We start from the raw sequence: 14,411 nt of genomic DNA, 5'->3' as shown, positions 1-14,411 counted from the left end.
GCGGTCACGAGGGTTTGAGGAGCTGGTGAAGGGAAGATATGCTGGATAAGGAACCACGTTTAGGGTTGACCTACGACGATGTCGTGTTGATCCCGGCCAAGTCCCAGGTGTTGCCGAGCGAAGTCGATATGCGGACGACGCTCACTCGCCACATCAAGATCAATATCCCCATTATCAGCTCGGCGATGGATACCGTCACGGAGTCCCGTTTGGCCGTCGCCATTGCCCGCGAAGGCGGGCTTGGGATTATCCATCGCGTCTTGTCGCCCTCGGATCAAGCGACGGAAGTGGATCGGGTTAAGAAATCCGAGAGTGGAATGATTCTCGATCCGATCACGATCTCGCCGGATCAAACGATTCGCGATGCCCATGCGTTGATGGCGAAATACCGGATCTCCGGTATTCCCGTCACGAAGGGCAAGAAGCTGGTCGGTATTCTGACCAATCGGGATCTGCGGTTCGAAACCAGGATGGATTTGAAGGTCTCGCAAGTTATGAAGCGGGACAAGCTGATTACGGCGCCTGAAGGCACGAGCCTGGAAAAGGCTCGCGAGGTGTTGCACGAACACCGGATCGAGAAGCTTCCGGTCGTGAATAAGAATTTTGAGCTCAAGGGGCTCATTACGATCAAGGACATCGAAAAGCGCATCATGTATCCCAACGCCTGCAAGGATAAGCATGGCCGGCTCTGCGTCGGTGCGGCGGTCGGGGTCGGGCCGGAGACAGAAGATCGCGTGGCGCGCCTCAAGAAGGCCGGGGTGGATGTGATCGTGGTCGATACGGCCCACGGGCATTCTCAGGCGGTGTTGGATACGGTCAAGATGATCAAGCGCCGGTATCCGGAACTCGAATTGATCGCCGGGAACATCGCGACAGCCGAGGCGGCGAAGGATCTCCTCAGGGCCGGTGTCGATGCCGTGAAGGTGGGAGTCGGGCCCGGCTCCATTTGCACCACCCGCATCGTGTCCGGCGCCGGGATGCCGCAGCTGACGGCGATTGCCGATTGCGCAAAGGTCCTCGCGGGCCAGGGCGTTCCGATCATTGCAGACGGCGGGATCAAGTTCTCAGGCGATATTACAAAAGCGTTGGCCGCAGGCGCCTCCTCGGTGATGCTGGGCGGACTCTTGGCCGGTACGGACGAATCGCCTGGGGAAACCGAACTGTACCAAGCCGGGACTTATAAGGTGTATCGCGGGATGGGTTCGATCGGCGCGATGGAGCGAGGCGGCGGAGACCGGTACGGCCAAGGCGGTCGTCCGGTGCAGAAGCTGGTCCCGGAAGGCATCGAAGGACGCGTGCCCTATAAAGGAAAGCTTTCGGCCGTGATCTATCAATTGATCGGCGGGGTGAAGTCCGGCATGGGTTATTGCGGGTGCAAGACGATCTCGGACTTGCAGCAGAAGGCCCAGTTTATCCGGCAGACGGTTGCGGGTCTCCGCGAAAGTCACGTGCACGATGTCATCATCACGAAGGAAGCGCCGAATTACCGGATGGATTGGGAATAGAGCCAAGAGCGAATGGCGTATGGCTTATGGCCGATAGTCAGAATGCCGGTCGCGTATCTCCTCCATTGCTTACCTATTTTCTTTCTACTGCTATCAGCCATCAGCTATAAGCTCTTTTCAAAGCATGGAACTCTGGCACAATAGAATCCTGGTCCTCGACTTCGGGTCGCAATATACCCAACTGATCGCGCGCCGCATTCGCGAGGCGCAGGTCTATTCGCAGATTCTGCCCTGCACGGTCTCGCTGGCGACGATTCTGGCCTATCGGCCGCAAGGGATCGTGTTGTCCGGCGGCCCCTCCAGCGTCTACGAAAAGAAGGCGCCCACGGTTCCCAAGGAAATTTTCGATCTGGGGATTCCCATTCTCGGCATTTGTTATGGGATGCAGCTCGTGACGCATTTGTCCGGCGGCGAGGTCGCCAAATCCAAACATCGGGAGTATGGCCGGGCCGAGCTGACCATCGACGACGACAGCAACCTCTTCAAGGGCATCGGCAAAGGCGGATCGACGGTTGTCTGGATGTCGCACGGAGACCGTATCGAACGGATGCCACCTGGCTTCCGATCCATCGCACATACGGCCAACTCTCCGGTTGCGGCCATGAAGCGGGACGACCATAAGCGGCGGATCTATTGCCTCCAGTTTCATCCGGAAGTGGTGCATACGCCGGAAGGGACTCAGATCCTTCGGAACTTCGTCTATGACATCTGTGGCTGCAAGCCGACCTGGACCATGCAGTCCTATGTGGAGACGGCGGTGCAGCAGATTCGCGAGCAGGTGGGCAAGGAGCGTGTGATCTGCGCCTTGAGCGGGGGGGTCGATTCCTCCGTGGCTGCCGCGTTGACGCATCGGGCGATCGGCGATCAGCTGACCTGTATCTTCGTGGACAACGGATTGCTTCGCAGTGGAGAGAAGGAACAGGTCAAACAGACCTTCGCCAAGCAGCTCCATCTGAACTTGCGAATCATTGATGCGTCCGATTTGTTTCTGGCCAAGCTTAAAGGGGTGATCGACCCGGAGCGGAAGCGGAAAATCATCGGGAAGCAGTTCATCGAGCAATTCGAGGCGGAAGCCAAAAAGAAGTCCGGTGGCGTGAAGTTTCTGGTCCAAGGCACGCTTTACCCTGACGTCATCGAAAGCGTGAGTTTCAAGGGGCCGTCGGCCACGATCAAGACACACCATAATGTCGGCGGGTTGCCGGCGCGGATGAAGTTGAAGCTGATCGAGCCGTTGCGCGAACTCTTCAAGGATGAAGTGCGGGTGCTCGGGAAGGAACTGGGGTTGCCGGATGAGATCGTCTGGCGGCAGCCCTTCCCGGGACCTGGCCTGGCGATCCGGGTGCTGGGCGCGATCACCAAGGAGCGGCTGGCCATCTTGCGCGCGGCTGAGTCCATTCTCGATCAGGAGATTCGCGCCGCTGGTCTGTATCGCGAAATTTGGCAGTCGCTCGCCGTGCTCTTGCCGATCAGGACCGTGGGCGTCATGGGCGATCAACGGACCTATGAGCATGTCATTGCGCTTCGTGCCGTGACGAGCCTGGACGGGATGACGGCTGACTGGGCCAAGATTCCGAATGACGTGCTGGGCAAGATCTCGAACCGCATCATCAACGAAGTCAAAGGCGTGAATCGGGTGGTCTACGACATCAGCTCGAAGCCTCCGGCCACAATTGAATGGGAGTAAGGCGTGAGACGTGAAACGTAAAAGGTGAGACGCGATAATCGTTTCACCTTTCACCTTTCACGTTTTACGGCTCAATAATATGGAAGTTAGATTACAGAAAGTTATTGCTGGAGCGGGATTGGCTTCGCGGCGGAAGGCCGAGGAGTTGATTGCTTCAGGGCGCGTGACCGTCAACGGCAAAGTCGTGACGGAGCTCGGCACCAAGGTCGATCCTGCTCGCGACCACGTCAAGGTGGACGGCAAGCACCTGAGCTCCGCCCAGCCCTACGTCTATCTGCTGTTGAACAAGCCGAAGAACGTGATGTCGACGTTGAACGATCCGGGAGGCAGGCCGACGGTGAAGGACTACCTCCGCGGCATATCGGTCAGGGTATTTCCTGTCGGCCGCTTGGACTTCGACAGCGAAGGACTGATGCTCCTGACCAATCACGGAGACTTGGCCCAGACCCTGCTGCATCCCCGCTACCATGTGCCGAAGACCTATCTCATCAAGGTGAAGCAGGTGGTGACGGACGATCATATCCGCCAGTTAGAGCAGGGTGTGCAGCTGGAAGACGGCATGACCAGTCCGGCGGTCGTGAAGAAGGTCAAAAAGGCCAAACTGAATTCCTGGCTGGAGATTACGATCCGTGAAGGGCGCCAGCATCAAGTGAAGCGGATGATGGAGGCGGTCGGTCATCCGGTGCTGAAACTGACGAGAATTAAGATGGGTCCTCTGTCGTTAGGCGATTTGGCGCCGGGCGATTTTCGGTACTTGACCGACCGTGAAGCGAATGCGCTGCGCGAGTTGGCCGAGCACAAACTGGCGGCGGAAGAGGGGCCAGAAAAGAAAGTCGCACGGCCGAAGAAGAAGATCAGCCGGGCTGGATGGGCCCGTTCCAAGAAAGCGAAGGTCGTATGAAGGTCCGAACTCATCGGTGCGGAGAGCTGACGAAGGCTGCGGTCGGGCAGACCGTCGTCTTGAACGGCTGGGTCCAGCGGCGGCGCGACCATGGCATGGTCATGTTCATCGACTTGCGTGACCGAACCGGGCTGACACAAGTGGTGTTCAATGCCGAGCGTAATGCCGCGGTACATCAAGCGTCCCATGCCTTGCGCAGCGAATGTGTCGTGGCGGTGACCGGGCAAGTGATGGCCCGGCCTGATGAGTCCAAGAATCCGAATCTGCCGACCGGTGAGATTGAAATCTTCGTGGATGCCGTCGAGATCTTGAACGAGTCGAAGACGCCGCCGTTTGTCATTGAAGACGATGCTGAAATCACGGAGTCAATCCGGCTGAAGTACCGCTATCTGGACCTTCGTCGTCCGAAGATGCAGCGGATCTTGACCCTCCGGCATAACATCATGCAGGCGGTCCGGAGCTTCCTGAACGACGAACGTTTCCTTGAAGTGGAAACGCCGATTTTGACCAAAAGCACGCCGGAAGGCGCGCGGGACTATTTGGTGCCGAGCCGGGTGAACCCCGGTCAATTCTACGCATTGCCGCAGTCGCCGCAGCTCTTCAAGCAGGTGCTCATGGTGAGCGGCGTCGATCGCTACTACCAGATTGCCCGTTGTTTCCGTGACGAGGATCTGCGCAACGACCGGCAGCCGGAGTTTACCCAGATCGATCTCGAGATGTCCTTTGTCGATCGGCTGGACGTCATGGGCTTGATGGAGCAGATGATTGTGAAGGTGTTCCGTGAGGCAGGCGGCGTCCAATTGCCGACTCCCTTTCCGCGCATGACCTATGCCGAGGCGGTGGGCCGCTACGGATCGGATAAGCCGGATCTGCGTTTCGATATGCCGTTGCATGATGTCACGGCCTTTGCGGCAGCCAGCGAGTTCAAGGTCTTCAAGGAGGCGGCGACTAAGGGCGGGATCGTGAAGGCGCTGATCGTCAAGGGCGGAGCAGCCACGCCGCGCAGCAGGATCGATGCGCTCGGTGAGATGGCCAAGAGCTTTGGCGCGAAGGGGCTGGCCTGGCTGAAGATTACCCCCGAGGGGCAGCTGGAGTCCGTGATCGCTAAGTTTCTGGAGGCCAAGGCATTCGCAGCGGCTCTACCTGACGCCAAGCCTGGCGACTTAGTCCTCTTCGGCGCCGACAAAGCAGCCATTGTTCACGATGTGTTGGGCCGTATCAGACTCTCGCTGGGCGAAGAGTTGAAACTGATCGATGCCAAGGCCTGGAAGCCTCTGTGGGTCACGGAGTTCCCGTTGCTGGATTATTCGCCGGAAGAGAAACGGTATATCTTCATGCATAATCCGTTTGCCGCGCCGATGGACGAGGATCTGCCGTTCCTGGATTCTGAGCCGCTCAAAGTGCGGGCGAAGGCCTATGACATGGTGCTCAACGGCAGCGAAATCGGCGGCGGAAGCATCCGGAACCATCGGAGCGATATCCAGCTGCGCATTCTCGACTTGCTCGGCATCAATAAGGCGCAGGCGCAGGCGAAGTTCGGCTTCTTGCTCGATGCGCTTGAATATGGCGCCCCTCCGCACGGCGGGATTGCCTTCGGGCTCGATCGGCTTATTATGCTGTTGGGAGCGGTGGACTCGATCCGCGACGTGATCGCGTTCCCCAAGACGCAACGGGCTCAATGTCCGCTGACCGATGCGCCCTCTTCCGTCAGTGCTGATCAGTTGAAGGAGTTACGCATCAAGCTCGATCTCGTCGAGTAGGGAGGAGTTATCCGCCCCATGGCAGGCAATTCGTTCGGTCACATCTTTACCGTCACGTCATTCGGCGAAAGCCACGGGCCTGCGATTGGCTGTGTCGTGGATGGCTGTCCGCCAGGTCTGGCCCTCTCGGTCGAGGATATCCAGCAAGATCTTGACCGGCGCAAGCCCGGCACCTCCCGCCACGTCACGCAACGGCAGGAATCCGACACAGTCGAAATCCTCTCCGGTGTCTTCGAAGGCAAGACGACCGGCACCCCCATCGCCTTGCTCATCCGGAACGAAGATGCCCGCAGCAAAGACTACGGTAATCTGATCGATACCTTTCGCCCCGGTCACGCAGACTACACCTATTGGCAGAAGTATGGGATTCGCGACCACCGTGGCGGTGGACGATCCTCTGCTCGTGAAACAGCCGTACGTGTGGCTGCAGCGGCGATTGCCAGGAAATGGCTCAGGGAGAAGCACGGGATCGTGATTCGTGGCTACCTGAGCCAGCTGGGGCCTCTAGAAGCACCCTTTGCGAGCTGGGATGAGGTCGGCAAGAACCCATTTTTCTCCGCCAATGCCGACGTGGTGCCGAAGCTGGAATCCTTCATGGACGAATTGCGGAAGGCCGGCGATTCGGTCGGAGCGAAGATTACGACGGTGGCTGAGTCGATGCCGGTCGGGTGGGGCGCTCCGGTCTATGCCAAGCTGGATGCAGACCTTGCCTCAGCCATGATGAGCATCAATGCCGTCAAAGGGGTGGAGATCGGCGCAGGGTTCGCCTCTGTCACCCAGCGGGGCTCTGAGCATGGGGACGAGATGACCCCGGAAGGATTTCTCACCAATCATGCGGGAGGTATCCTGGGGGGTATTTCCACCGGGCAGGATCTCGTGGTGACGATTGCCATCAAGCCCACGTCGAGCATTCGCATCCCGCGCCGTTCTATCGACAAGCAGGGGAATCCCGTGACGGTGGAGACGAGTGGCCGCCATGATCCCTGCGTGGGCATCAGGGCGACGCCGATTGCTGAAGCCATGATGGCGCTGGTGCTCATGGACCATGCCTTGCTCCACCGCGCGCAGAACGCCGATGTGAAGGTTGCCACGCCGACTATTTCCGCCTCGGTCAAGAAATCGTCTCGTTCGTCCAAGTCTTCCGGTCCCGCCAAGGTCAATCCCGATCCGGATGAAGCCTAGCCCACTGATTGAGATCGAACGGGCGACGGTCTATCGCGGCGATACCTGTGTGTTCACCGACTTCTCCCTGTCCCTCCACGAGGGGGAACATGTTGCCATCCTCGGTCCTAATGGCGCCGGAAAATCGACCTTCCTGAAATTGCTGGCCGGTGAAGTCCATCCGTTGCCGAATGATGAGACCCATATCCGCTTGTTCGGGGAAGAACGGTGGAACGTCTGGGACGTGCGGAAGCGATTGGGAATGGTGTCGCACGATCTGCAGCACCAGTACATGGAAAATGTCATCGGGTTGAAGATTGTGCTGTCAGGCTACTACGCGAGCATCGGAACCTATAAACACCAAGACTTCAGCTATGCGCAGATGGCTCGCGCCCATGCCGTGCTGGAAGAACTCGGCATCGGTTTCTTGACCGAGCGGAAATTCTCTGAGATGTCGACCGGTGAACAGCGGCGCTGCCTGCTGGGCCGCGCCTTGGTGCATGATCCGGCGGCCTTGGTGTTGGATGAGCCCACCAGCGGACTCGATCTGACTGCCACGTTTCACTACCTGGATCTGGTGCGGGCCCATATGAAGAAGGGGAAGACTGTGCTGCTGGTCACGCACCATATCCATGAGATTCCGCCTGAAATCACGCGGGTGGTCTTCTTGAAGGGAGGCAGGATTATTCAGGACGGAGAGAAGCAGTCTATGCTCACCGACGCCAACCTGAGTAGGCTTTTCGACTGCCCCGTGGCCATTGCGCAAGCGAACGGGTGGTATCAAGCGCTTCCTGGCCACAGTACCGCACACTGACTGTTCATCCCCCGCCCAACACGACATGAAACGTGAGGTCTGCATCGAGGCGGCGTACTTTGATGCTAACTCGCTGGCCTGGCGTCGTTCTCTCAATCAGATAATTCTTTAAGTGGGCCGCATCGAGAATCTCCGTCTCCTCGATCGCCAGCAAGATGTCCTGCTTTTGAATGCCGGATTCTTTGGCCGGGTCCGCGACATCCTTCACGGCGATGCGCCACTTGGTGCCGTCTTTCACCGGTGTCATGTGAATGCCTAATTTAGAGAAGGCCAAGGGCTTCCCCTCCAGCGCGGCGTTGACGATTCGCTGCGCGAGAGGCCCTGGCACGGCAAAGGCCATGCGGCTGCAATGGGCCTGCGTCTCGTCCTTGTCCGTTTGAATGATGGCATGCATCACACCGACGACTTCCCCCTTGTGATTGAAGAGACCGCCTCCGGAATTGCCGCTGCAGGCTGCGAGGTCCGCTTGCAGGAGGCGCGTATCGACCGTTTGGAGAAAGGTATTGGCGTTCCCAATATGGCCAAAGGCCATCGTGGGACCCCAGCCCAAGGGGTAGCCTACGGTAAACACTTCGGTGCCCTGCTCGACGTCGCCTGGGGCAAAGGGGGTTGCGGCTGGGAGGAGCGCGCGATATTTCTCCACGACACGATAGACCACGACATCGAGATAGGCGCTGTCGCCGACCAGTTGCGCTGGGAGTTCATGGAGGTCGGTGGTGAGGACGAGGATTTGCTTCGGGATGACGTGCCCCGAGGGGCTGTGTTTTTCGACGGCATGTCTGGCCGTGACAAGGTAGCCATCGCGCAGGTGAAAGCCGGTGCCGCGAATTTGGATCTTGCCTGGCTTCTCGGGCGTGCGAGGGTCTGGGGTGTCTTCTATGATGCCGACGGTGGCGCGTTTGGCACGGTCGAGGGAGTCATGATGATTCGGCTCGGCCCATGCGATTGAGAATGGCATGACGAGCAATAGGCATAGGGTAAGGATGGTCATCCGTCGATGTGTCGCATGGGTCGCTGGTTGGGTGAGGTGGTTCATGAAAAGGCCTTTCGTGATGAGAATGCCGGATGGAATCATATCTTTCGTTCTAGTGCAAGCCGCGGTTGCGTTGTACTGCCGGGGTTGGTTGGCTATAGTAGTTTCACTGTGACGCAACCACTTCGCACGATCGCGTTCAATAAACCCTACGGGGTCCTGCCCTGTTTTACCGATCCGGATGGGCGGCCGACCCTGGCTGACTATGTGACGATTCCCGGCGTCTATGCAGCCGGACGTCTCGATTTGGATAGTGAAGGGCTCCTGCTTCTGACGTCAGACGGGACGTTGGCCCATCACATCACGGACCCGCAACATAAGTTGCCGAAAGTGTATCTCGCGCAGGTGGAACGCATTCCAAGCGAGGAGGCGTTGGAGCAGTTGCGACAGGGTGTGTTGCTGAACGGCAAAAAAACTAGGACTGCTGACGTGCAGCTGTTGCCGGCCGATCCGCAGTTGTCTGATCGTCCCGTGCCTATTCGTTTCCGCAAAAATGTGCCGACTGCCTGGGTGGAGATCACGCTACGCGAGGGGCTGAACCGGCAGGTTCGCCGCATGACCGCCGCAGTCGGGCATCCCACTCTGCGACTTGTGCGGGTGGCGATCGGGCCGGTCCTGTTAGGTGATCTTCCGTCAGGCCAGTGGCGGGATGTGACGAGCAGTGAGGTTCAGCAGATTTATGTGGCTGCATCCGGACGATAAGTCTTAGCAGGATGCTGAAAAAGGCTGCCAGCGGCGTTCTCGCGTCGCTCAGAGGCTCAACGTACCGAAGCGTACGCCTCGCCTCTTCGCTCGCTGCGGCCTTGCTGGGCAGCCTTTTTGAGCATCCTGCGTATTTTAGGGTGAGGAGCGGCGGCGTTCTGATCTGTCGGAGGGGTGAAGGTTGATGATTCGAAGCGTCTCTTACCATGTGATCGGTATCGTCATGGGTCTCGTGGCCGGTCTTGCCGGCTGTCAGGCGAGAGGCGGGCAGACGATGCAGGGGCAGCCCTGTTCGGTGATCGAAGGGGGACTCAATCTTTCGGACAGGATCGATACCCTCAACCGGCTGGCCGATGCCTTTGCTGGGCGGTGCTATGAAACTGTAATCGTGCATGGAGAGAGGGCCCGGTCGGAATTCCGGCACAAGACCTTCTCCTTCATGAAGGAGGCAGGGAACGTTTTCGTGCCGGAGGGCTCCTTCATCGATTATGTGTTGGAAAGTTATGAGCGAGGCTATCTCAGTCTCTTGCTGGCTGCGAGCTATGCGAACGTGCAGAAGCCGGAGGAGGCGAAGGTGGAGCTCCGGCAGTTGGATCATGAGCTCTTTACGTCGCTCTATAATTACGGCGAAGACCCGGTCAATCTGCTGCTGTCCGCCGTGTTATGGGAGCGAGTGGGGGAGGTGAACGAGTCGCGCGTGGATTGGCTCAGGCTGAGAGACCTGGGCCTGATGTGGAAGGGGCAGCAGGATGCGGTCCGGCTATTTGCCGCGCGGCAGGTGGATCGAATCGATGAGGGGCAGGCGATCAGCGAGCCCTGGCACGTCTATGGCATCCGCCGATTTCCTGAACTTACATGGGATCTGCAATTCTTTGGATCTACGAGCGGGTATTTTTCCGTGAAGTCGAGCAGGGAGTTCCTTCCCGCCTGCCAGTCCGACACCGGCGTGAGGCTGTCCACGGGAAGTTGGTTCGACAAGATCGCAATGCGCCATAGCCATGGATACCATCCGCTTTTAAACGCGCAGGCATGGGTTCGATTGCCGTTCGGTCTGACCTACAGCCTGGTCCCCTTGGCTGCAGGAGCCGGCGTCATGGTTGGAGGCTGCGCGCTCGATGTGGCGGCGAAGGGCAAGGGAGCGCTCTGCCAGCTCTCGGTGGTCGGGGGAGTGGCCTTGATGCGCACTGCGCCGACGGTGCTGGAAGGCGCGCTACAGCCGGATCTGCGGCATTGGGAGCATGTGCCGGCAGCCTTTGTCGTGACCAGGGCCTCATCGCCAGAGCTGGAGCCTTGCCTGCCTAAACTTGAAACTGCTGTTCAGCGGCTTTGGTAGGAGTGCTCCGCCAGTTCGCGTTTCAGAATGTATTCAGTGATTTCACGAGGCAGTCTGGCACCCCAGCTTGCGGTGGCATGGAGCGAAGCATATGGTAGAGGAGCCTACTGTCCAGGCTCAATAGGTGACTACACAAGCCTGCCCCATGCCTCTGCCTTGAAGGACTGAATGAGAGGTAAGTCATAAGATGAATGGAGTAATTTACAAGGGTTATGAGATTAGGGCCATACCTCATCAACTGGCGGACTCCGGAGAGTGGACTGTCAATCTTGTCATTCTCAAGCATTGCAACGATCAGGTCGTTACAAGGCCGTTCAGTGCTTCCGATCGATTCAAGTCAAGAGATGAGGCTATTAAGCATTGCTTTATCTTTGGACAGCAGGTCATTGCCGGCAAGGCCGAGAACTGCACAGTCGCTGACCTATAGCTTTCATTAGTCAATGAGCCAGCCTGAGCGCCATATCTGTCGGACCTTTCATATAGACACCAATCGTGTAAACGCGCGTTCATGTCTTGCAAATATGAACAAGCTAGAAAAATGGCACAAAGATGACGTTATTACCCTAGCGATGTCGGAAGTGGCTCAATCAGAAGCGGCCGCGGGGGGTGATCAGAATAGAAAGTCCAAGGCGTATGGGTATATTTTCACCGAGACTCTTGCCAGTACTCCGAACGAAAAGAAACGTCTTCAAGAGATAGAAGTGATTCTATTCCCAGCTGGAGCGCAATCAGAGAATGAACGGAATGACGTTGCGGTTGTTTTTAACGCGATAAAGTATGAAGCGATCTTGATTACGAACGACGGAGATTCGAGGCGGCAACCGGGAGGAATGCTGGGCAACCGCAAGGAACTCAAGAGACTTGGAGCTGAGATTCTGAACGATGAGGAGGCTGTGCGACTGGTACGAGGCTTGATCAAGAAGCGGGATGAGCGAGCACGACGGTATTGTGAACGAGCAGGGAAGCCTCTTCCAGATTGGGCAGGGAAAGATTCAGCTGAGTGACTTCGCGGTTAGCAATGGTGTGACCCCTATTCGCTCCAGCCGACTCCAGCGCGGGTGTGGTTCACTGCGCGCGTCGAACGAGGGCCTTCTGGGGCCGTGCGTTCCGCGAGCACGAAGCACACCCGCTACACCCTCACCTTATTTCTTTGTGCGCTTCCATGTAGGCTCTGAGGAGAGCATTGATCCGCGTCTGATAGCCTGGTCCCTTTGCCTTGAACCAATCCAAGACTTGACGATCCAATCGAATGGTGACGGCGGTCTTAGCTTCAGGAAGCTTTAAGGCCGCACGCTTGAAAAAGGCCTTGTCTTGTTCCGGGATATCGGAGAAATCGATGTCCTTGTCCCTCAAGGCGTCAATTTTTCCCCAATTCGTCCGCGATCGCTTCGTGGTAGTAGGTTTCTTCACGTGTGTTCGCCTTTCGTGCTGAAATAATTCGGATCGTCGAGGGATCACGTTCGGTGAAGACGACTGCCATGAGCCGCCCGCGAATGAATCCGAAGCCGACCTTCCTGCTTTCGCCGTAGTCTTTTCGAGTGTCGGGCCCCACTAGCATCAGGCTGGTAAACATTTCCGGCACGTCTGAGAAGTCGATGCCGTGCTTGGCTATGTTCGCTTTTCGTTTGGCCTCGTCCCATTCGAATCTCACGATGAAAGTGTACATACGATATGTATGTACGTCAAGTTTTCAGGTGAGGGGCTACGGAGGGCGGGTAGGATCGTCTATGGCTGGCCTACGTCGGCGATGATCGTGTGCAACCCACTCGCTCCAGCCGGTTGAGGCCGGACAATTTCTGCAATCTGTAGCTGCCCCTTCGTATCCGTCGCGCGGACGACTGTTTGGAATTTGCCTCGTTTCGGCGGCTTCCACGTATAGTTCCAGATGACCCATGAATAGGGCGACATGGGCGGTTCGATCGTGCAGTCGTTCCACGTCCGGCCTGCGTCGAAGCTCAATTCCACTTTGCTGATGCTGTTGGGGCCGCCGAAGGCGATGCCACGGAATTGCTGTTCCTGCCCACGGATCGTTTGGTAATGGCCCGGGCTATCGATGCGTGAGAAAATCTTGATGGTGCCGTCGTCGGTCCAGCCTTTGCGCTGCCAATAGCCCTTGTAGTCTCCGGGATAGACTTCGATCTCGGTAATCCATTTGACGTTTTTGATTCCGTACAGCCCCGGCACGATCAGCCGGATGGGGAAGCCATGCTCTTTGGGCAGCTTTTCGCCGTTCATCAGGAAGGCCAGCATGACATCGTCTTGCATGGCGCGCGCGAAGGGAATGCTGTCGTCGTAACCGTCGATGCCGCGAAAGATCACGTCGCGCGCGGTTTCTTCGTCGGCGCCGGCCTCTTGCAGGAGTTTCTTGAGCGAAATCCCGCGCCAGGTGGCGTTGCCCATGCTGTCGCCGCCAGGGAGCGTGTCGATGCACATGAGCGTGGAGACCTGATCGTACGAGTCGCGGTTCAAAATGTCGCGCCAGCCGAGCGCTAGTGGCGTTTTCACGTCGCCTTTGACGTGGACTTTCCATTGCTCGATATCGACGTCTCGCGTCATGGACACGGCGCTGTCGGCATAGTTCACGACGTAGAATTTTGCATTGGATGTGAAGTAGGTGGTGTCGCGCGATGGAATGGCAAACATGCGGCCGAGCACGGATCCGACTGCGTCGCAGCCGCCGGTTAGCGCGGTGAGCGCTCCAAGTCCAGTGGCTTTCAGTATTGTTCGCCGTGAAAATGGCATGCACCCTCCGATCATGATTCAGCTTCTGGCCATTATGGTGCAGGAGCTGAATCACCGCAATGTTCTCTTCTGGCCTCAATAGGCCTGTCTCTGGGCTGCGCTGCAATGGGCGAAGGCTATTTCGGTTCTGTTGTCGGCCATCGGGGGCATTTCCCTGTGGAGTCAGGATGTTCTGTGCCTGTAGCCTGCTCTTTGGATTGACCGATCAGCGGGAAAGCTATTTTCATGGGCTAGCTTTAGGCCATGGCAGTGGAAATGCAATGCGTCAGTCGCGTGATATTCTCCGCCAAAATGGCGAGATTTTGGCGATACTCGATTGATAGTTACCTACATAGAGTTTTATGCCTCTAGTGAAGTAGGTCTTACGTCATGTGAAAATGCTCAAAATGTCATTCGAATGACGGAAATATCGCGAGAAAGTCGTTCCGGTGATCATGGTGGGCAAATATTATGGTCAGATAGCTCAATATGACGGCCTTATTTATCTCCGGAATCCCTATGGATACAGGCGATTGATGTATTTTGACAATTATTTCGTCATGGATGTAAATGGTGCTTGACTCTCGGGGGGGAGCTTTGATATCTTCCCACCTGTTCGCAGGGTGCTTGTGCTTCTTGCCTCGGTAGCCGCGTGCAAGTGTTGCGGTGAGGGCATGCGGTTTTAGGGAATACCCAACCAAAATTTGGTAAAAGGGTCCCTTGACACGCTTCTGTGCACAGAGTATAGTGCACGGCTCGCGTGACGAGTGCTTTTGTTCTTTGACAACTGAATAGAG

The 14,411-nt window shown here is 57.3% G+C and carries 13 protein-coding genes; 9 read left to right on the top strand and 4 right to left on the bottom strand.

Annotated features, from left to right (window positions below):
- Positions 1–38: 38 nt before the first annotated feature.
- The 6 genes from guaB to NT179_09570 all read left to right on the top strand — a co-directional run bounded on the left by guaB (position 39) and on the right by NT179_09570 (position 7,825).
- The gene (gene guaB / locus NT179_09595; protein MCX5722264.1) at positions 39–1,505 is read left to right on the top strand and encodes an IMP dehydrogenase; all 1,467 of its coding nucleotides are present in this window, start codon (positions 39–41) and stop codon (positions 1,503–1,505) included.
- A 124-nt stretch (positions 1,506–1,629) separates the two neighbouring features.
- On the top strand, positions 1,630–3,189 hold the full coding sequence (gene guaA, locus NT179_09590; GenBank protein ID MCX5722263.1) for a glutamine-hydrolyzing GMP synthase: 1,560 nt from the start codon (positions 1,630–1,632) through the stop codon (positions 3,187–3,189).
- A gap of 79 nt (positions 3,190–3,268) precedes the next feature.
- Positions 3,269–4,090 carry a pseudouridine synthase gene (locus NT179_09585; protein ID MCX5722262.1) on the top strand — a complete coding sequence of 274 codons (822 nt, stop codon included), beginning with the start codon at positions 3,269–3,271 and terminating at the stop codon, positions 4,088–4,090.
- The gene (gene aspS, locus NT179_09580; protein MCX5722261.1) at positions 4,087–5,850 is read left to right on the top strand and encodes an aspartate--tRNA ligase; all 1,764 of its coding nucleotides are present in this window, start codon (positions 4,087–4,089) and stop codon (positions 5,848–5,850) included. The genes NT179_09585 and aspS overlap by 4 nt, the downstream gene beginning before the upstream one ends.
- A gap of 18 nt (positions 5,851–5,868) precedes the next feature.
- Complete coding sequence (gene aroC / locus NT179_09575; protein ID MCX5722260.1) at positions 5,869–7,032, top strand: chorismate synthase; 1,164 nt, start codon at positions 5,869–5,871, stop codon at positions 7,030–7,032.
- Entirely contained in the window at positions 7,022–7,825 is an 804-nt protein-coding gene (locus NT179_09570; protein ID MCX5722259.1) for an ATP-binding cassette domain-containing protein, read from the top strand. The genes aroC and NT179_09570 overlap by 11 nt, the downstream gene beginning before the upstream one ends.
- 4 nt (positions 7,826–7,829) lie before the next feature.
- Here NT179_09570 and NT179_09565 read toward each other — a convergent pair whose 3' ends face one another.
- Positions 7,830–8,861, bottom strand: a complete 1,032-nt coding sequence (locus NT179_09565; protein ID MCX5722258.1) for a trypsin-like peptidase domain-containing protein — start codon at positions 8,859–8,861, stop codon at positions 7,830–7,832.
- A gap of 108 nt (positions 8,862–8,969) precedes the next feature.
- Here NT179_09565 and NT179_09560 point away from each other — a divergent pair, with 108 nt between their 5' ends.
- The 3 genes from NT179_09560 to NT179_09550 all read left to right on the top strand — a co-directional run bounded on the left by NT179_09560 (position 8,970) and on the right by NT179_09550 (position 11,897).
- A complete protein-coding gene (locus NT179_09560) occupies positions 8,970–9,560 on the top strand; it encodes a pseudouridine synthase (protein MCX5722257.1) in 591 nt (196 codons plus the stop codon).
- Positions 9,561–9,744: 184 nt separating this feature from the next.
- On the top strand, positions 9,745–10,893 hold the full coding sequence (locus tag NT179_09555; GenBank protein MCX5722256.1) for a hypothetical protein: 1,149 nt from the start codon (positions 9,745–9,747) through the stop codon (positions 10,891–10,893).
- 521 nt (positions 10,894–11,414) lie between these two features.
- Positions 11,415–11,897 carry a hypothetical protein gene (locus NT179_09550; GenBank protein ID MCX5722255.1) on the top strand — a complete coding sequence of 161 codons (483 nt, stop codon included), beginning with the start codon at positions 11,415–11,417 and terminating at the stop codon, positions 11,895–11,897.
- Positions 11,898–12,030: 133 nt separating this feature from the next.
- Here the strand turns inward: NT179_09550 and NT179_09545 are convergent, their stop codons facing one another.
- From NT179_09545 to NT179_09535, 3 genes are all read right to left on the bottom strand, one after another.
- A complete protein-coding gene (locus tag NT179_09545; protein ID MCX5722254.1) occupies positions 12,031–12,303 on the bottom strand; it encodes a BrnA antitoxin family protein in 273 nt (90 codons plus the stop codon).
- Positions 12,251–12,544 (bottom strand): BrnT family toxin, encoded by a 294-nt coding sequence (locus NT179_09540; protein ID MCX5722253.1) that lies wholly within the window; start codon positions 12,542–12,544, stop codon positions 12,251–12,253. Before NT179_09540 ends, NT179_09545 begins: the two co-directional genes overlap by 53 nt.
- A gap of 74 nt (positions 12,545–12,618) precedes the next feature.
- Positions 12,619–13,635 (bottom strand): molybdopterin-dependent oxidoreductase, encoded by a 1,017-nt coding sequence (locus NT179_09535; protein ID MCX5722252.1) that lies wholly within the window; start codon positions 13,633–13,635, stop codon positions 12,619–12,621.
- Positions 13,636–14,411 lie beyond the last annotated feature (776 nt).

It is taken from the genome of Nitrospirota bacterium (assembly GCA_026387665.1).
GTDB lineage: Bacteria > Nitrospirota > Nitrospiria > Nitrospirales > Nitrospiraceae > Palsa-1315.
Note: the sequence above shows the minus strand (reverse complement) of the source record. Positions and strands in the feature narration are given on the sequence as shown.